Annotated in this window: 12 protein-coding genes; 7 read left to right on the forward strand and 5 right to left on the reverse strand. The window is 49.4% G+C overall.

Features of this window, described 5'->3' with window-relative positions:
* Positions 1-60: 60 nt before the first annotated feature.
* Complete coding sequence (locus tag ACFSUF_RS12600) at positions 61-201, reverse strand: hypothetical protein (protein ID WP_377603262.1); 141 nt, start codon at positions 199-201, stop codon at positions 61-63.
* Between the two features lie 98 nt (positions 202-299).
* Here ACFSUF_RS12600 and ACFSUF_RS12605 point away from each other — a divergent pair, with 98 nt between their 5' ends.
* Both ACFSUF_RS12605 and pepF read left to right on the forward strand, forming a co-directional pair.
* A complete protein-coding gene (locus ACFSUF_RS12605; RefSeq protein WP_377603263.1) occupies positions 300-506 on the forward strand; it encodes a hypothetical protein in 207 nt (68 codons plus the stop codon).
* Between the two features lie 231 nt (positions 507-737).
* Entirely contained in the window at positions 738-2,528 is a 1,791-nt protein-coding gene (pepF, locus tag ACFSUF_RS12610) for an oligoendopeptidase F (RefSeq protein WP_377603264.1), read from the forward strand.
* 66 nt (positions 2,529-2,594) lie between these two features.
* On the opposite strand, the gene ACFSUF_RS12615 is transcribed toward pepF, so the two are convergent.
* The gene (locus tag ACFSUF_RS12615) at positions 2,595-3,107 is read right to left on the reverse strand and encodes a GNAT family N-acetyltransferase (RefSeq protein WP_377603265.1); all 513 of its coding nucleotides are present in this window, start codon (positions 3,105-3,107) and stop codon (positions 2,595-2,597) included.
* Positions 3,108-3,222: 115 nt separating this feature from the next.
* Here ACFSUF_RS12615 and ACFSUF_RS12620 point away from each other — a divergent pair, with 115 nt between their 5' ends.
* From ACFSUF_RS12620 to ACFSUF_RS12640, 5 genes are all read left to right on the forward strand, one after another.
* A complete protein-coding gene (locus tag ACFSUF_RS12620) occupies positions 3,223-3,987 on the forward strand; it encodes an HAD family hydrolase (protein WP_377603266.1) in 765 nt (254 codons plus the stop codon).
* Positions 3,988-3,992: 5 nt separating this feature from the next.
* Positions 3,993-4,319, forward strand: a complete 327-nt coding sequence (locus ACFSUF_RS12625; RefSeq protein ID WP_377603267.1) for a LapA family protein — start codon at positions 3,993-3,995, stop codon at positions 4,317-4,319.
* A gap of 6 nt (positions 4,320-4,325) precedes the next feature.
* Complete coding sequence (locus ACFSUF_RS12630; RefSeq protein ID WP_377603268.1) at positions 4,326-5,366, forward strand: M42 family metallopeptidase; 1,041 nt, start codon at positions 4,326-4,328, stop codon at positions 5,364-5,366.
* A gap of 106 nt (positions 5,367-5,472) precedes the next feature.
* Positions 5,473-6,216, forward strand: coding sequence for a hypothetical protein (locus tag ACFSUF_RS12635; RefSeq protein WP_377603269.1), 744 nt, complete (start codon positions 5,473-5,475; stop codon positions 6,214-6,216).
* 116 nt (positions 6,217-6,332) lie between these two features.
* Entirely contained in the window at positions 6,333-6,545 is a 213-nt protein-coding gene (locus ACFSUF_RS12640; protein ID WP_377603270.1) for a hypothetical protein, read from the forward strand.
* 30 nt (positions 6,546-6,575) lie between these two features.
* Here ACFSUF_RS12640 and ACFSUF_RS12645 read toward each other — a convergent pair whose 3' ends face one another.
* The 3 genes from ACFSUF_RS12645 to ACFSUF_RS12655 form a co-directional block, all read right to left on the reverse strand.
* A complete protein-coding gene (locus ACFSUF_RS12645) occupies positions 6,576-13,508 on the reverse strand; it encodes a pullulanase (protein WP_377603271.1) in 6,933 nt (2,310 codons plus the stop codon).
* Between the two features lie 510 nt (positions 13,509-14,018).
* Positions 14,019-15,980 carry an ABC-F family ATP-binding cassette domain-containing protein gene (locus tag ACFSUF_RS12650; protein ID WP_377603272.1) on the reverse strand — a complete coding sequence of 654 codons (1,962 nt, stop codon included), beginning with the start codon at positions 15,978-15,980 and terminating at the stop codon, positions 14,019-14,021.
* 44 nt (positions 15,981-16,024) lie between these two features.
* On the reverse strand, positions 16,025-19,624 hold the full coding sequence (locus tag ACFSUF_RS12655) for a chemotaxis protein CheB (protein ID WP_377603273.1): 3,600 nt from the start codon (positions 19,622-19,624) through the stop codon (positions 16,025-16,027).
* Positions 19,625-19,633 lie beyond the last annotated feature (9 nt).

Below are 19,633 nucleotides of genomic sequence, written 5' to 3' on the forward strand. Positions count from 1 at the left end.
GCAGCGCAAGAAGGCTGTCCCCCTCGGGACAGCCTTCTTCTTGAAACGGACGCTGCTTCGTTAATTGGACGGGCGGCTCGGTTCATGAAAGCCTGATTCGCTCGGCGATTTGGTATTGGCTTTGCTTTTGGAAGCATTGTTCGAAAGATCTGCCGCGCTTTGATTAGCCTGCTGCATCGACTGATTTTTGCCTTTGCTCATACGTACACCCCCTGTGGACATGATCCGGTTAGGATTGCCGCCCGCACTTCTTTCCATTCTCAAACGCAGCCTATTCTAAAATAAATGGAGCTGAACCTATGTTCTCCGAAACGAATTTGATTTTTATTATCGTCGCTTTCGCCTTTGCCGCCGTGCTGATCATGAGCCGGAATTCGATCGCGCCTCCATTCCGCCGGGGATTGGCCCTAATTGCGCTGGTCATGGTGGTATTTGCTTTTTTTCTTATCGTTTACAGCTTTCTTCATCTAGGCGATCAGCCCCAATCCCTTGAACAGCTATACTGAGGATAGGATCGAATGTTTCAACTTGGTTTTCTTTTCCTGAATCCTTATAATTGAATTGTGGTAAATGACGGGAGGAAAGGCCATACTAGGAAAAAATCGACAGTCAGGAGCGTTCCGGCCATGCGATGGATTCCTATACTTATGGCCGCAGGTCTGCTAAGCAGCCTTCTTCTTCCGGGACCCGCGGCATCACAGCACCAGAAACCCAAAACCCCAATCAGGAGGGATACGATGAGTCAAGTGGCCAAACGAACCGAGGTACCGGCGGAGCATCAATGGAAGCTGGAGGATTTATTCGAAAGCCAGGAAGCCTGGGACAAAGAATATCAGACGGTTAAAGAGCAATCGAAGCAAATCGCGGAATTCCAAGGGAAGCTGACGGATGCCGGAGCCGTAAAACAATGCTTTGAAATGGAAGACCAACTCTCCTTACATACGGAACGGCTATATGTGTATGCCAACATGAGGCATCATGAAGACACGGCGGAGCCTAAGTATCAGGCGTTATCCGATAAAGCCAACAAATTAAGCGTCGAAGTGAATGAATCCCTATCTTTTATTACGCCTGAAATTTTGTCCTTATCCGACGACAAGCTTTCCTCCTTCATCGCGGACCCTGAGCTGGCAAAGTTTAAAAAGACGTTGGAAGAAATGCGCCGCCAAAAGCCCCACGTGCTGTCCAAAAACGAGGAAGCCCTTCTCGCTCAAGCCGGTACGATCGCTCAGGCGCCGGGGAAAATTTTTAACCTATTGAATAATGCGGATCTGAAGTTCCCTAAGGTGAAGAATGAAAAAGGCGAAGAAACTGAGCTGACTCACGGCAGTTACATCCAGTTTTTGGAGAGCAAAAACCGGGAAGTAAGGAAGAACGCCTTTGAAGCGGTATATGCCACTTACAGCAAACAGAAGAACACGCTGGCCGCAACATTGAGCGCGAATGTGAATAAGAACGTATTCTATGCCAAGGCCCGCAAGTACCCGTCCGTTCTGGAAATGTCCCTGTTCGGCGACAATATTCCTAAGGAAGTGTACACGAACCTGATTGACACGATCCATGAGTATCTTCCTTTGATGCACCGTTATATGAATCTCCGGAAGAAACTGCTGAAAGTGGATGAACTGCATATGTACGATCTGTTTGCGCCTTTGGTGGAAGAGTTCGATATGGACATTCCTTATGAAGAGGCCAAAAAGAAAGTGTCGGAAAGCTTGAAGCCGCTTGGCGGGGATTATTTGAAAGTGCTTCAGGAAGGCTTCGACAACCGGTGGATCGACATTTACGAGAATGAAGGCAAGCGGAGCGGCGCATACAGCTGGGGCGCTTATGGCACCCATCCGTACGTTCTTTTGAACCATAACGATAACTTGAACTCCATGTTTACACTTACGCATGAAATGGGCCACGCGCTGCATTCCTACTACTCGGATACCACCCAGGATTACCGGGATGCGCAGTATACAATTTTCTTGGCAGAGGTAGCTTCTACGCTGAATGAAGCCTTGCTAATGGATTATTTATTGAAGCGGACCGAAGATCCGAAGGAAAAAATGTACCTATTGACGTACTATGCAGATCAGTTCCGTACGACCGTGTTCCGCCAGACGATGTTCGCCGAGTTTGAGAAGATCATTCACGAGAAAGCGGAAGCCGGCGAATCCTTAACTCCTCAGGAGCTGTCCAAAGTGTACTATGACCTGAACCTGCAATACTATGGGGATGACATGGTTGTTGACAAGGACATCGAGATGGAATGGGCACGAATCCCGCATTTCTACAACAGTTTCTATGTATTTAAATACGCTACCGGCTTTTCGGCGGCAACCAGCTTCTCCAAGCAGATTCTGGAGGAAGGCAAGCCGGCCGTCGACCGGTACTTAGGCTTCCTGAAAAGCGGCGGCAGCGACTATTCCATCAATATCCTCAAAAAAGCCGGCGTAGATATGTCTTCTCCTCAACCGGTGAAGGATGCGATGAGCGTATTCAAAGATTTGATCGAGCAGATGGAGCAATTGACGAAATAACCCTGTGACGATAAAAGCCGTTCCCCTTTGTAAAACTGGGGAACGGCTTTTTTGGGTGATAGGTGGTTACGGCTGCACTCTTTTGCCCAATATGATCAGGTCTCTCTCGATTCCGTCCAGCTCCGCGATTTGAGGCATATGCGCCCAAGTTTCGAACCCGTATTTACGGAATAGGCGCAGGCTTGGCTCGTTATGTCCGAAGATAAAGCCGAGCAGCGTCTTGAGACCGAGTTTAGGACACGCTGCAAAAGCTTGTTCCATCAGGATCTTCCCAATCCCCTTGCCCCTGTATTGCTCATGGACATAAATGCTGACCTCCGCGGTTCCATTGTAAGCGGGCCGGCCATAAAAGGACTGGAAGCTGAGCCAGCCGCAAATTACGCCTTCGGAACGCATTACCCATAAAGGGCGGAAGTCCGGCGAATGCTCATGAAACCATTTCATGCGGCTCTCCACACTCACAGGCTCCGTATCGGCCGTTACCATTCTTCCGGCTACCGTAGAATTGTAAATCTCCACAATAGCTGGCATGTCCGTTTCAGCGGCATCAGTGATCTCATAAGGGAACAGTTCTTTCATGTCAGGACTCCTTTTGCTTCGGCGATGATTTATCCGTTTTATTGTCGGGGTTACTTCTGATAAGATGATACTATGGAACATTGGAGAATGGAAAGACCGGAAAGGAAAAAGTGCTATGAATAAGGGCGTCAGGGCCATTCCATGGAAGCTGCTGGTTTTGGATATGGACGGTACTTTATTGAATGGGGCCGGTCGTATTTCCGAGCAAAATCAAATGTGGATCGAACATGCACGGCGTGCCGGAATGGAAATTGCCTTAGCGAGCGGGCGTCATATCCATTATGTGAAAGAGGCGGCGGAGCAGCTGCGGATTACATTTCCCATAGTGACGAATAACGGTTGTGAAGTATGGGATCCAAGCGGGGAACTGATCCGCCGGACCGGAATGAGCAGCGGGCAGATCGAATGGCTGTATCGGCTTGCCCTGGAACAACATATGCCGTTTCGCGTCTATGCGGCGGACGCCGATTTCGAAAGCAATGTGTTTCATGAAGCCTTGTTGGATCAGCATTCCTGGCTGATGTTTATGTTTCGGATCCGGGAAGAAACAGGTAAGCTTACCCTATGGGAAAAGCTCCTGGCTAAAGGCGGATTTGAGCTTAGCATGGCAAGCCCGTCCAAACTGGATGTCAATCCGGCCGGAATCAGTAAAGGACATGCCGTAGAAGCGATTTGCCGCGCTCGGGGGATTCCTTTGAAACAGGTTGCCGCTATAGGGGACGGCTTGAATGACGAGTCGCTGCTTCGCCGGGCCGGCTTAGGGATCGCTATGGGGAATGCGGTAGATGAAGTGAAAGCTGCGGCAGACTGGGTTACGGCTGATTGTGACAGCGATGGCGTAGCTAAAGCTATACAATACATTTTAGCTCAGGGGGAGTAAAATTTATGAAAACGCAATGGCTGCTGATTTCCGTACTGCTGTTCGCTCTGATCATCGCTGCGTTCGCCGTAATGAACGTCGAACCGGTAAGGATCCAATATGCTTTCGGTGAAGCGCAAATCCCATTGATCCTGGTGATCCTTGGGTCTGCTCTGCTCGGCGGGCTAACGGTAGGGTTTTTCGGCATCGTAAAACAGTATAAACTGCAGCGCCGGATCCGGGAGCTTACCACTCAATTGAATCAACAAAAGCCGTTGGAAGACAGCGGGGATTCCGTGCCCAAAGAGACAGTACAACAAGGAACACTTATAGAGAAGAAACAAGGAGAATAATTACTTATGAAAAACCGAATTGATGCTGAATATGTAAAACAAATGCTGCAAACGATCCTGTCGATTCCAAGCCCCAGCGGGTTTACCCATCAAGTGATGGAAGCTGTTTCTAAGGAAGTTCGGCGGCTTGGTTACCCGTATGAATCCATTCCAAAAGGCGGCGGTATCATTACCGTTCAAGGGAAATCAGATGAAAAAGTGATCGGACTGTCGGCCCATGTCGACACCTTGGGCGCTATGGTCCGCGCGGTGAAGGATAACGGCACGCTGCGTCTCACCCCGGTCGGCGGGTATATGATGCACTCCATAGAGAACGAGTATTGCCGGATACATACGAGGGACGGGCGGACATATACGGGGACGATTCTTACGACCCGCCCATCCGTCCATGTTTATACCGATGCCCGGGACTTTAAACGGGAAGAAGCCCATATGGAAGTGCGGATCGATGAAAAAGTAGACTCAAAAGCCGATGTACTGGCACTTGGCATCGCCGCGGGCGATTTCATTTCGTTCGACCCCCGGACACAGCTGCTGGAGAACGGCTATGTGAAATCCCGCCATCTGGATGACAAAGCCAGTGTTGCCGCTTTGTTCGGTTTACTGGAGCTGTTCCGCAGGGAGAACATCATTCCGGAATACACGTTGAAGCTGCTGATTTCCAATTACGAAGAAGTTGGTCACGGCTCGGCTTACATTCCAGGCGACATTTCCGAATTTATAGCCGTCGATATGGGCGCTATGGGTGACGATCTTACCTGCACGGAGCTGGATGTGTCTATCTGCGCGAAGGACTCCTCCGGTCCTTACGATTATGAGATGACATCGAAAATGATTGAACTGGCGAAAAGAGACGGTATTTCCTTTGCTGTCGACATCTATCCGCATTATGGCTCGGATGCGTCTGCTGCGCTCCATGGAGGAAGCAATATTAAAGCTGCGCTGATCGGTCCGGGCGTGCATGCGTCCCATGGCATGGAGCGTACGCATATGGATGCGATCCTGGGCACCACAGCGCTGCTGGCCGCTTATGTTACTACGGCATAGAGACGGAGATTCGCCGTCTACCGGCAAAGGCACGTTGGGGTGGGCGGTCCGCCGTGTTGGAGCAGCTCCTTCAAGGCGGACCGCCCTAGTGTTGGGGGCCGCGGCGGTGCTGATCGCCGCCTTGGCCTTTAGTCTGCCCGGCTTCCGGACCGGGGAGCCGGCTCCGCCCTTCCCGGATCCTCCCACGGCGTACACGTACCGGGAGGTCCGGGCCTCTAACGGCGTCGTCCTTCATACGATGAAGACGTCGCCTCGTAATGTCCGCCTGGAGGCCGTCAGCACCAACGTCCTGGAGACGCGGCGGTACGGCATCAATGGCGGGTTCTTTTATAACGGCGATCTGCTTTCGATCGCCGTGCAGAATGACCGCCCCGTGACGCGTGAGCGGGGCGCTTTCGGGTCCGGCTGGACGAACGTCAAGTACAGCCGGGGGACCCTGGTTTGGGACGGGGCGGCGCGCGCCTGGTCCGTCCAGCAGGCCGCCTCGGCCGGGGAGCTTGCGGTCAGCGACCGCAGCGAGTATTGGGCCCAGGGCGGCATTTCTATGAGCCTGCGCGATGAAGCGCGATGGGCGGAGCAGGCCGCGAAGGAGGCGATGCCGTTCGCGGCGGACCGCAGAATGCGGACTGGGCTTGTGTACAACACGGGCTTGAACGTGTGGTTCATCGTCTCCCCGGTGCCTTGTACGGCGGCCGAATTCCGCTCCGCGATTCTAGAGACGGTCGGGTCGGGGACGCTCGTCGACGGCATTTTCCTCGACGGCGACGGGTCCTCCCAAATGCAGTGCACCGAGGTGCAGCTGCCTGGGGATTCTCGCAGTGTCTATCAAATGCTGACGTTGATTAATTAACAGTAATGGTAAAGCCCTTTCGCTTCCCGACGGGAGACGAAAGGGCTTTGTTTATGTTCCTTATGTTGGGGAATGCTGATACAAACCCCAATTGACTAGGAAAGGAAGACTGCAAAGTGAACCAACAACAGGACCCGAAAAAACAGCTGGAGCTTGCGCAAGCCAAAGATTCAACCGATGAAGGGCGGAACGGCGCCATGATGACCAAGGACTCTTGGAATCAAGACGGAAACCCTGCTGCCGCTCACGACCCCTTCGGTCCGGAAATGAATCAGGAAGCTCCGCCCACAGTGAACGGAAAGCCGTCATCATCGGGTTTGGGCTCTTGATCACTTTAGAGACAGACCTCTTGTTACTTTTTACTTCATGGACATTAGGTTGTTTGCAACAACAGCGATTTCCGCACGAGTGGCTAAGCCTTTCGGCGAGAACTCGTTCCAGCTTCCGCTCATCAGCTTCAATGCAGCGGCTGCTTCCACTTTCTCTTTAGCCCAGGCGCTTACTTGTTTCATGTCGCTGAAGGCTGCTGCGGCTTGCGATGCTTTCTTGCCAGTTCTCAGCTCATAAGCACGGACAACCATGACAGCGATCTCCTCGCGGGTCAACCACGCAGCCGGAGCAAAACGGTCAGCAGATACGCCTTGGACCAGACCCGCTGCATAAGCTGCTGATACCGTGGAAGTGAACCATTTGCCCGGCGCAGCGTCTGTGAACGGATGGCTTCCTTGGCTCTTCAGTGCAAGCGCTCTTGCCAGCACAGATGCGAATTCAGCACGGGTTACTTGACGGTCCGGCGCAAATGAACTGCCGGAAACTCCAGTCATAACATGCTTTGCCGCAGCGGAGCTTACGGCCCCGAACGCCCAGTGTGCTTCTGGCACATCTGCAAATGTTTGGCTGAACTCCAGTACGGCATACTTGCTAAAATGGGTAACCGATGCTTCCATTCCCTTTTCTGTCAGCTTGCCGGCTATATACTCCAGCTGTCCATTGTCAGCAACATAGTAAACCCCTAACAAATGACGTTTCACGTTACCTTGAACCGGAAGGTTCAAGATGATCGGTTGAGCGAACGTTGTAATCATGTTTGCCTTACCGTCTTTATCCACTACTTCCAGAGTAAAATCGTAAACGCCGCCTGCTGCTTTCACCTGCTGGGACGTTAGCGAACCGTTGGCTTTCTCCAACAGTGCCTTAACCTCAGCTGTTTTTAATGATTCTGCGTTGAAACGCAATTCTGCCCCTTGCGGGTTCGACGCGGCGATGATTTTCTGTACTTCTTTCAGCACATCCACCGGCAAGGTTGCTGTCAATTCGCCAAGCTTAATGCTTATTTCTTTGGTACCGCCCGCAAGCTTGCCGACTAGATCCGTTGGAATCGCAACGCCTTTGCTGTTGCCTTCCAATACGATGCTGCCGTCTGCTTTTGGCTTCAAATCATTTTCGCTTATTTGCTTTGGTTTATCTTTAGTGTCCGTACTAGGAATCGGTTGAGTTCCTGGGTCTGGCTGAATGGCTTGCTCTTTGCTCAAAATAACCGTTCCGCCATCGTTCATACCTGGCAGCTCTACCGCTGCTTTTTGATCACTTGATACAGTATACGTTTTGCCGCTGTATTGATCGATAAGCTTACTTCCGGCTTCAAAACTTACAGGCACTGTGATTTGCATAGCTTCAGGTTTCACGCTGATCATAGTAACCACGTTCTGTCCCTGATATTCTTTATTGAAAGCTAAGAAGCCTTCTTGATCTGATCCGGCAAGCTTCGTTCTGGTTCCTTTGGAAAACACCTTTGAGAACTTTGCGCGGATTTGCAGCAGTTTTGCATAATGATCATGAAGCGATTTCTCTGTTTCCAGCTGATTCCAAGGCATATCGGAGCGATTTTCGCTGAATTCGCCTTTGCCCATATCCCGGGCATTCGGGCCCGACCGGCCAAGCTCTTCACCATAGTAAATAACCGGCTGCCCTTTGGCTGTAATTTGCAAAGCCGCGGCTGCTTTCAGCTTTCCTTTATCGCCATTGACATAGTTGGATAGGAATCCATCTTCATCATGACTGCTTAAAAATTGTCCAAACGTCCGCGTATTATCCATTTTGGATTCGCGGTGCTGCAAATAGGCATCGACCTCTTCAATCCGTCCTTCCACGAAAGCTTTCGCACGGTTTTTAAACTCGAAGTCCAGCAAACTATCCATTTGACCGCTTTGCAATGTGCCTCCGTCTCCATTCACGCTTGCACCGAAGTACTCACCGATCAGTTTAAAGTCCGGATTGATCTCAGTCAGAGCGTTTTTGAACGCTTTCCATGTGGTGCTGTCTACATGTTTCACTGTATCAACTCGGAAATAATCGATCGTATCACCTCTTGTCGTTTTTGCACGGCTTAGCCAATCTGTTTGCCATTTTACAATTTGTTCGCGTACTGCCGGAATTTCTGTCTTCAAATCCGGAAGCTGTGCCAGTTCTCCTTTTACCGGATCCGTATCCGAAGTTACACCTTCAGTCCGAAGCATATCTTTAAAACGGTCTTTATCCTCCTGTGTGATGCCCGGTCTGTTATCCTCCGGCTTCAACCCGTAGCCTGTATGGTTTAGAACGACATCGACCATGATTTTCATGCCTTTGTCATGTGCCTTGTCGATCAATTCCTTAAAGGTATTCAGATCCCCGAGATGCTCGTCAAGCTGTGTAAAGTCCTTAGCCCAGTAGCCATGATAACCGTATTGCTTGCCTCCGAAATCAACGCCTTTGTTAAAATCGATATTGTCCACAATCGGAGTGATCCATAGCGTATTTACGCCCAGTTGCTGCAAATAGTCAAGTTTGTCGATCAGTCCTTTGAAATCTCCGCCATGGTAGGCTTCTAAGTGGGACTTATCCACGTTCCGATTGTTATTTGGATCCCCATCAAGGAATCGGTCAGTCAAGGCGAAATAAATGCGGGCTTCATCCCAGTCAAAGTCATTGCCTTCCGATACCTGCTGTGCTTTCACCAGGACCTGGGCTGAAGACTTGTGGGAATTGCCGTATTGGTCAATCAATGTGATTCCAATGGTTTTAGAGCCTGCTGTTACACTGTCTTTGACAGCAATCGTCTGTTTCATCAGATGCGTGTCGAACGGCACGCTGGCCGGGCCGCCTAGAGCAGTTAGATCCAGGGAACCGAATTTATACTGGACTTCATCCTCCGAGTGGGCAGTCACCGTTAGCACTGCATTTTCATCGGACGAAATCGCCCCCGGATTCGTTGCGGAAGTGATGCTTACTTTCGGTTTGAAATAAGTGACTTCCGATTTCCCGTTTTCCGTATGTTTAGGGTCGGAAATTTCCGTTGTCACCCCGTCCTTAGTAATGACAAACGAATACGGATACGTCCCGTTTTCCAAATCCGACACGGAAAAAGTAAACCATTCCTTAGCTGCATCAAATGTCATTTCATGAGTTTCGTTACCGATGTTCAACTTTACAGAGGAGATACGTTCCCATTCTCCCGATTTGAATAACGCATCATCGCGGTACATGAAGTGAATAGTACCGTCCTTAAGCTCCGGACCGGTAACGCTTGGAATGATATCAATCTCATTCACCATGCTGGTTACATTCACTTTAGTGATGGCCTCGCCTGGAGTCAACGGAACACTCCGGTCATTCGGTATATCCTGCTTAGCCGTATCCCAGTTTGTGCCTTTACGCAATACAAATCCCATGTTGGTTGCGTTTTTTGCAATTTCAATCCATACTGACGCTTTGCCGTTTTCAAACGTTGTGAAATCGATCTGGTCGTTTTTGACCCCTGTATTCCACACCCATAGATTCCAGTCCTTGTAGTCTCCGTCAGGACGGATATAGTTGAACTGGATGTAACGCTTCTGATCCACTGCTTCCTTAGTAACAGTTACGTTTACAGTTGCAGTCTTGCCGCCGTAAGTTACAGTAATTAATGCTGTGCCTTCACTTACAGCCTGCACTAAGCCTCCTGCAGTAACTTTGGCCACTTCAGGCTTATCCGATACATAGCTCGCTTGCCGGGTTACCGTGGCTTTGCTGTTATCGTCATATAAAGCGGTAGCTGCCGTTTGATGTGAAGTTCCTTCTTGCAGGGTATAACTTGCTTTATCCAACTGAATCGAAGATAAAACAGCTGCCGGCGCTTCGGTATTAATAATGACAGCCGTAAGCGGATCCAACGTAATGGAATTTGACGTTAAATCGAATCCCGATTTAGTTTGAACTTCCGTAGCTCCGGCTTCGTCGTTATCAGCCAATACTTTACCGGAAGTCAGATCTTCCGAGAGCCCGAGCGTTCTTTCCTCATCATCGCCGTTTACGAATACGTAATAATAGCCGGTACCGTCAGTAGCTTTATTCCGATAAGCAATGACATTGTCAGTTGATTTTAAACCCGGCGAAGATACCATAACTACGTTGGAGTCTACCAAGTCTTTATCGCCTAATCGGAACGCATTTGTGGATTTTCTTAGTGCAGCCAATCCGGATGTATAGGCTTTTGTCACATGATTGACAGGGTAGTTCACTTCGTCCGTTGCTTTTTTCCAATCAAACATATTAACGGCATCCGAAGAATCATAGGAATCATGAATAAAATAACCGAATGTATTCCCTTGGGTATCCTTCATTTCAGTATACTTCTGCCCCGGAACGCCCTGCCCTTTCCATTGCTTCGTGCGCCCGTATTCTTGACCAGCGTGAAGGAAAGCTGTTCCTTGGGAAGTAAAAATCAAAGTGTTACCCAAACGGATGCGTTTATGGATTTCAAGATCATTCGCAGGTAGGGAAGGATCTTTCTTGATGGACTGGGCAATTACGTCGTATAGAGGCAAGTTGTCATGTGCCTCGATATATTGCACCATATCTCCCGGATCATCGGCTGGTGTGTTGCCCGGCTGACCTTTGATATTTTTTAGAATCGTGTTCAGGTCCCTTTCTCCTCCAGTGATAAACCTAGGCTCGCCTTCGGATCCAAAACCTGATTTCAACTCGTTTCTAATTTCGTCAGAGAAGACACCTACGTTGTCGGTCTGGTCCATCCAGTCCTGGTCTGCCCCCTTACCGGCTAACGCAGGATCCGAAGCAGCACCGCCGAAAGTTCTCCAGCCTTCGCCAATGAACAAAGCCTTAGGATTCTCTGCCGCTGCGGCATCATAGGCTTTTTGTACAGCGTCATAAGTGGCATCGCCCATCATGTCAAAGCGCATACCGTCGATCTTATATTCGTTGAACCAATATTTCACCGAATCAACCATCAGCTTTTGGGCCATATTGTGGCTGGTAGCCAAGTTGTTGCCGAAGCCGCCGATATTGTTCCCGTTAGCATCCTGGAATGCATAATAATTCGGTACGATGTCGTTCAGGAAATCGGCTTTGGCCATGTGCGTGTAAACTACGTCCAAGACAACGCCCATTCCTGCATCATGAATCGCTTTAATCAGCTCTTTCAGCTCTTTGATTCTAAGCTGAGGATCTTTAGGATTTAGTGAGTAAGCTCCATCCGGCGAAAAATAACTGTGCGGATCATAGCCCCAATTATATTCGTTGCCGCCGGCAGAATATTGAAGTTCCCGTGTTCCGGCTTTGGTTTCGTCCCCATAGTACCATGCCATCACCGGCAAGAGCTGAACATGCGTTACTCCCAGCGATTTAATGTAATCCAGCTTGTGTTTAAACGCGCTATATGAACCCCATCTGTCTCCGCCAAGATCTCCCTCGATGGAGGGATCTGATGTGAAGTCACGAATATGGGCTTCCCAAATCACAGCATCTTCACGCTGCACATACCCGTCAATAGCAGCATAAGTAAGTCCCGGTACAGCCGTGTCATGTAAATCTACAATTGCGGCTTTCCCTACGTTATCACCATCAGGTCCCGTTTCCCCTTTGGTATTGACGGTAAAGGCAGCCATCGACTTGGCATACGGGTCTAATACTTTGCGGGTTACACCGTCATTTGTTACTTCGTACTGATAGAAGTATCCCTTTAGATCGGTAATGCTGTTGTTTACTTGGCCAGGAGCGATCTCAGCCGACCATACCCCTTTTTCACCTTTCACTAGTTCTGCACTGTACAGCTTAGAGGATGAATCCGTTTTATCGTAAACATTAGCAATAACGGAAGTCGCTTTGGGTGCCCACAGTTTTAGAGTAACACTGCCGCCGCTATGGTAAGTCGCCCCCAGGTCATCTCCTTCGTAAGTGTAAAGCTCATCCACCATTCTCCAGCCGGAGGATGCTGTTACTGTTCTACCTAAATAGGATACAGTCAAAGGAAGCTTATCAAGCTGGAACGGTTGTGTAACCAGCTCCACACTTGTAGCGCTTTTTATTGAAGCAGTTACCACCGTGATTGCGGTACCTGTCTGGTCCTTAACTGAGATAGCGCTTTTCAATTCATCGGCGGTTAAGCCGTCGGTCATTGTAAAACTTAGCAACAATTTCGTTTCAGAGAGAGCCTCAGCAGATAACATCCCTGTAGGTTGTTCTCTAAAAGGGGATACATATACGGCCGGGTCCCCCTGCTTAATCCATAACTGATTGTATCGGTCCAGCAAACTGAATTTACGGTCCGCTTCCTTGTCTCCATCCCCAAGTTCACGGTTAACAACAAAGAAACCGATTTTTTTAGCAGCATCCTTTAACGGGATGTCAACATACGCGCCGTAAGAGTCTACTTGACCCTCAGGGAACGGAGTTCCCTGAGGCCAAGGAGAAGAAGGTGCCGCTACGTCTTCCCAATTCCAGACTCCGTAAGGTGCGTAATTGCCATCTGCACGCTGATAATGAATGCGGACAGTATTGGGCGCGATCGTCACGGGTTCATAAGGAGTAACTTTATCCGAAGCTTGTTGAATCCAAAGCTCATTCGTTTCTGCTGTAGGGATGGTGTAGTTCTTGTCTCCGCCGTCCTTGTCTCCACTTGTCCGGTTCACAACCAGGAAGTTAATGCCTTTGGCCCCGGATTTCACAGGTACATCCAGGTATGTGCCATAACTGTCGGTTTGCCCGGAGACAAACGGCATAGCGCCTGTGGGCCAGCCTGCGGAAGGAGAAGTCACATCTCCCCATAACCACAGACCCAGCCCATCATAGTCTGAGGCCGTCCTCTTATAATGGATCCGGATATGACCATCCGGTACAGGGCTTATGGCATTCATACTAGCTAGATTAGAATTTTCTGCTCGAATCGTAGACGGATAACCGCCGAAAAACGACATGACGAGAGCAATGACCATCAGTAAGGAAAGCCATTTTTTGCTCTTTAAAGCCATTTGCATGAAGTAACCTCCTAATAAGAAATTAGAAATGTGCAAACGGTTTCATAAATTAAGAGAACCCGCTCACCTTAACGAATCAAAAAGACACCAAAAAACCCCGCAAATTTCTAATGAAATCTACGAGGTTGTACCTTACCAGGAAGGTAGCATTGCCTTTAGGTTATAAGAATGTAAGCGTTTGCCATTTCTAATCAAAGTTTACTGGCTAACTACTTTTAAAGCAAATCATCTTTCTGCTGATTTTAACTAAAAACGATCCGAAATGATGGTTTTTCTTCTTTTTTCTTACTGTATCTCTTTAAGATGCAACCGTTTGCATGAACAAGAAAAACGCTTGTCAACCTTGCGAAATAAGGCTGCTCTGATTCGTTACATTTTCTAAACACCGATTTTGAGCGAAATAGCGTGTCTGGAGTTCGTCAGCGCCGCAATCTGCATGAGCAAAGGAGACAGGGAGCTACTTTACGGCCCCTTAGAATGAAAAACCGGACACCCTAGGTGTCCGGTCCCTTACTTTCGCTTCGACTCCTCAATCTGCTCAGCCAGCTCGTTCAAATACGTCCAGCGTTCCATTAGATGGTCCAGCCGCTCCTCTGCTGCCTTCTGCTCTGCAATCAGCTCCTGCAGACGGACCGAGTCGCTACCGGCTTCGTTCATCTGTTCCGCCAGCATCGCAAGACGAGACTCCGCGGCGGCGATATCATCGTCGATTGTTTCAAACTCCCGCTGTTCTTTGTAGGAGAACTTCAAGGCCTTCTCGCGCTCCGGCCGTGTATCGGACGTACCGGCTGCTCCCTCCGCGGTCGCTTTCCCGTTGCATTGAGAACCGGCAGCCGCTGGGGACGAGCTTGCGGATACACTATCCGACAGCCCGAGCTGTTTCCGGTATTCCTGATAATCGGAATAATCACCTACATGCGGTACAATACGGCCTCCGCCTTCAAAAGCAAAAATCTTGTCCACCGTCCGGTCCAGGAAATAACGGTCATGGGATACGGTAACGCACATACCCGGAAATTCGTCCAGATACTGTTCAAGAACCGTCAATGTCTGAATATCCAAGTCATTCGTAGGCTCGTCCAGAAGCAGCACATTCGGCGCCCCCATCAACACCCTTAACAGGAAGAGCCTCCGTTTCTCGCCGCCAGACAGTTTGGAAATCGGCGTCCACTGGGCTGTCGGCGGGAATAGAAACCGCTCCAACATCTGGGAAGCCGTAATAGCTTCTCCCTCCGCCGTATAGATCACTTCAGCGCCTTCCTTGATGTATTCGATGACCCGAAGGCTTTCATCCATTTCCGCGCTTTCCTGAGAGAAGTAGCCCAGCTTCACGGTAGCTCCAAGCTCGACTTGTCCGCTGTCAGGCACAATCCGCCCGGCAATCATGTTTAACAAGGTGGATTTCCCGCTCCCGTTAGGCCCTATAATACCGATCCGGTCATTTCTGACAGCCGTGTAGCTAAAGTCGTCAACCAACTTCCGGCCTTCGTACGACTTGCTGATATGCCCGATCTCCATAATCTTCTTGCCAAGCCTGCTGGACCCCACGGAAATATCCACTTCATCGTTCCGGAAATCAGGATTGGCATCCGACAGCTTCTCAAAACGCTCAATACGCGCCTTTTGTTTCGTTGTCCTCGCCTTTGCTCCCCTGCGGATCCATTCCAGCTCCGAACGCAGCAGATTCTGCCGCTTCTTCTCCGACGCCTGCTCACGCTCCTCCCGCTCTGCCTTGAGCTCAAGAAAGCGGCTGTAATTCGCCGCATAGCTGTACAGCTGCCCCTTATCTAGTTCAAGAATCCGGTTTACGACCCGGTCCAGGAAGTACCGGTCGTGGGTGATCATCAGTAATGCGCCCTTGCGTTTATTTAAATACTGTTCCAGCCAATCAACCGTATCGTTGTCGATGTGGTTCGTCGGCTCATCAAGGATGAGAAGCTCACAAGGCTGAATCAATGCGCTGGCGAGTGCAATCCGCTTTCGTTGACCGCCGGAGAGAGTCCCTACCTTCCTGTCAAAGAAGTCGATGCCAAGACGCGTCAATATCATCTTCGCTTCGCTCTCCAATTGCCAGGCGTCCTGCGAGTCCATATCCTGACTTAACCGGATCAGCTTGCTCTGCAGCCCCTCATCTTCAGGAGACAGCTGTAATTTCTCCAATGTTTCCTGATAATCCCGCAGTGTCCGCATAACCGGCGACTCGCCGCTGTAAATTTGCTGCAATACGGTTGCTTCCGGGTCGAACTCCGGATTTTGTGGCAGATAACGAATGCGTACGCCGCTTCCCGCCGATATTTTGCCCGAGTCAGCGGGCTCGATCCCGCTGACTGCTTTCAAAAACGAGGACTTTCCGGTACCGTTTACGCCGATGAGCCCGATTTTATCGTTCTCGTCGATGCCTAACGTGATTTGGTCGAACAGTACCTTTTCACCGTAGCTCTTCGATAGCTGTTCAATGGATAGAATATTCATTCTGCAACCCCTCATTCTCTCTTTCCTTGCTGCCCTTTACCGCATCATACAAAAGTCGGCAAAAAGATACTTACGGTAGTACCTTCGTTCTCTATGCTGTTTACGGTGATTGTACCCTGATGATTTTCAATAATTTTGTAGCTGACCATTAGGCCGAGTCCTGTCCCCTTATTCTTCGTCGAATAAAAAGGTTCACCGAGCTTTGCGATTAACGCCTTGGGAATGCCGCTGCCTTGATCGGTAATCTCCACCACTACGCCTTCTTGGTTGACTGCGCTGACCCTAACTGTTACTTTCCCGCCCTTTTTCATTGATTCGATGGCATTTTTCAGTACATTCAGAAAAACTTGCTTCAACTGATTTTCCACGCAATGGATCTCCGGAAGGATGTCATCGTAACAGGTCTCAATCTCCACATTGTTCATAATAGCCTGTGTCGCAACCAACATAATGACATCTTCGATGATCGGCGTGATCTCCCTGCTGTTGAACGCAAGGGCCTGCGGTTTGGCAAGAATCAGCAGCTCGCTGACGATCAGTTCGATGCGCTCCAGCTCTGCCGCCATAATCGAAATATAACTGTCGCTGTGCTTTCCGGAGGAAATCAGCTTCGTAAATCCCTTCAGCGCCGTGAGCGGGTTTCGGATTTCATGCGCAATGCCTGCGGCCATCTGGCCTAAAGCGGACAGCATTTCCGATTTTCGGAGAAGTTCCTCGGCATGCTTCTGATCGGTAATATCTTCAGACATGCGCAAATAGTGGATCGTCTCGCCTTTTTTATTCTTGATAGGGAGCATCTTTACAGATTCCCAGTACAGTCTTCCGTCCTTATGCCTGCTCTCGAATTCACCGGTCCAGTCTCCGCCGGCAAGCAGCGAATCTTTCATTTCTTTAAATTTGTTGCTGCCATTCTCCTCGCCGCCGATAAGGAAATGGACGTTCTTGCCCAAGACTTCATCTTGAACATAACCCGTAAGCTGCATAAACGTAGGATTTACATATTCAATCCGGCCGTCCGTATCCGTTATGACAATCGTGCCCGGACTCTGTTGAATCGCATAGGATAGCTTGACCAGCTCCTCATTGACTGTCTTCAGTTCCGTAATATCCACGAACGTCATAACGATGCCCTTAATCTGGTGGTCAAATGTACGATAGGGCAGAATCCGCATGCTGTACCACTTGCCGGTCTTGCTTTGAATCTCCCTTTCCAAAGGCACCAGGGTTTTCAGAACTTTCCGGCAGTCTTTCAGCAAATGCTCATACTTGAAATTATGCGAAAGATGACTGATCGGCCGGCCGTAATCCACATCCATTAAATGAATTTCGCTTGTAATGGCAGGCGTATACCGTCGAATACACATATTCGTATCCAGAAAGATCGTTCCGATCTTCGTGCTGTTTAGGAAGTTGTCCATATCGTTATTCAGATCGGTCAGTTCCTGAATCTTGTATTGAAACTCTGTGTTGACGGTTACTAGTTCCTCATTCACCGATTGAAGTTCTTCGTTCGTGCTTTGCAGTTCTTCATTGGCAGCTACCAATTCTTCGTTGGTAGCTTGCAGCTCCTCATTGGAAGTCTCCAGCTCTTCTACTGTCGCCTGCAGCTTCTCTTCCGCCTTGCGGAGTTCCTCTTCAAGCTCGATCATCCGCTGGTTCAACTGGTTGTCCACATCAAAATCGGCACCACCTGTTAGGGCAGCAGCGTTAACTTTTACGGACTCTTCCAAAGAAACCAGAATGAGCTGCTCGTACGCTTTACTATTCAAAGAGAATGGTTTAATCGTCATATTTAACGGCGCTGCCTCAGGCTCAGACTCCCGTTTCAGGCCGTAGTATGTGATAGGAAGCTTATCCTTCCGAACTTTCTGGGCAGCTGTAGTGATGGCTACGGCCAACTGGGAATCCAGCATTTTGTATATATTCCAGCTGGGTCTCCCTTTGGATACATTCAGGAAAGAACTTACCGAACCGCTCATATGGACAATGTCATGGTTCTCGTCGATGACCAGGCAGGGTTCCATATGTTCGTCCACAAAAGTCATGTAAATATCATCCGTTTTCTTGTTATCCGGCAGATCCGACTTAGCCGAAGTGTTTGATGTTACATGGGGTACGACCATACTCGAATGGTTCGGACCCAGCATCCCGGAGTATTTCCCGTTCGTTTCCCTTTGCTGAAAAATATTCCACTTGCGGTCAAACGGAGCAAAATGGCTCGTAAAACGCCCGATCGTCTCGCTTGGCCCCAAAAATAGAAAACCGTCCTGGTTCAACGCGAAGTGGAACATGGAGATGATCTTTTTCTGCATTTCGGACTGCAGATAGATCAGCATATTCCGGCAGGTAATCAGGTCCAAGTTGCTGAACGGAGGATCTTTCGTAATATTGTGGGGAGCGAACACGATCATTTTCCGGATTTCTTTACGGATCATAAATGTATCGCCGTCACGCGTAAAATAGTTCTCCAGCCGCTCTGGAGGAACAGACTTCGAAATGGTTTCCGGATAGATGCCCTGAGCTGCAAAATCAATAGAGTCCTTTTCCAAATCTGTCGCAAAAATCTTAATCGGATTCGTGTAGCCGTGCAAATCCATGTATTCCCGGAACAGTATGGCAATAGAATAGGCCTCTTCACCTGTGGAACATGCGGCAACCCATACCCGGATCTCAGCATCCGGCTGCTTGGTCTCGCAGATCCTGCTGATCACTTTATCATGCAGCAGCTCAAAAGCTTGCGGGTCCCTGAAAAAATGGGTGACGCCGATCAGCAGATCTTTCCGCAGCTGGTACAGCTCGTTGGTACTTTGTTCTAAGTATTCAACGTATTTTTCAATATCCGCAATATTGCTGAGCTGCATCCTGCGCTCGATTCTGCGGAAAATGCTGTTCTTTTTGTAAAATGAAAAATCAATGCCGCTAACCTGAAGAATCATCCTGTAAATTTTGTCGATCCAAGGTTCCATGGAAGAATCAAATACGAGATGTTCCTCCCCTTCTTCATGCAAAGGGCCTTCGAAGCCCTTTATCTTTACCAGCTCTTCAGCAATCTCCTTAGGATTCAGAACATAATCCGCCGAACCCGTTAACACCGCACTGCGCGGCATGCCGTCAAATTTGGCACTCTGCTCATCCTGCACGAAAACAATGCCCCCAGCCTTCTTAATATCGTGAATCCCTTTCGAACCGTCACTGCCCGTCCCGGAAAGAATGACCGCAATGGCTTTATCGCCAATATCACCCGCCAGGGAACGGAGGAAAATATCAATGGATAGATGCAGGCCGGTGTTAGGAAGCTTCTCGGTTAATTTCAGCAGGCCTGATGAAATCGTCATAATCTGCTTAGGCGGGATCATGTAGACACGATTGGCTTCTACTTTCATGCCGTCTTCCGCTTGGACGATCGACATGCCCGTGTGCTTTGAAAGCAGTTCAACCATAAAACTTTTATAATGTGGAGATAAGTGCTGTACGATGACAAAGCCCATTCCGCTGTCTTTCGGCAGGTAGTCCAGTAAAGCGCCCAACGCCTCCAGACCACCGGCGGATGCCCCTATCCCTACAATGTGCGTCGGCTCTATGAAATGAGAGGCTCCGGTACGGTTCTGCTTCCCACCACCTGTTGGATTCGTTGGTTTGGCCATAGTACCTTC

The sequence above is a fragment of the Paenibacillus gansuensis genome, assembly GCF_042684925.1.
In the GTDB taxonomy this organism is placed as follows: domain Bacteria; phylum Bacillota; class Bacilli; order Paenibacillales; family DY6; genus Paenibacillus_N; species Paenibacillus_N gansuensis.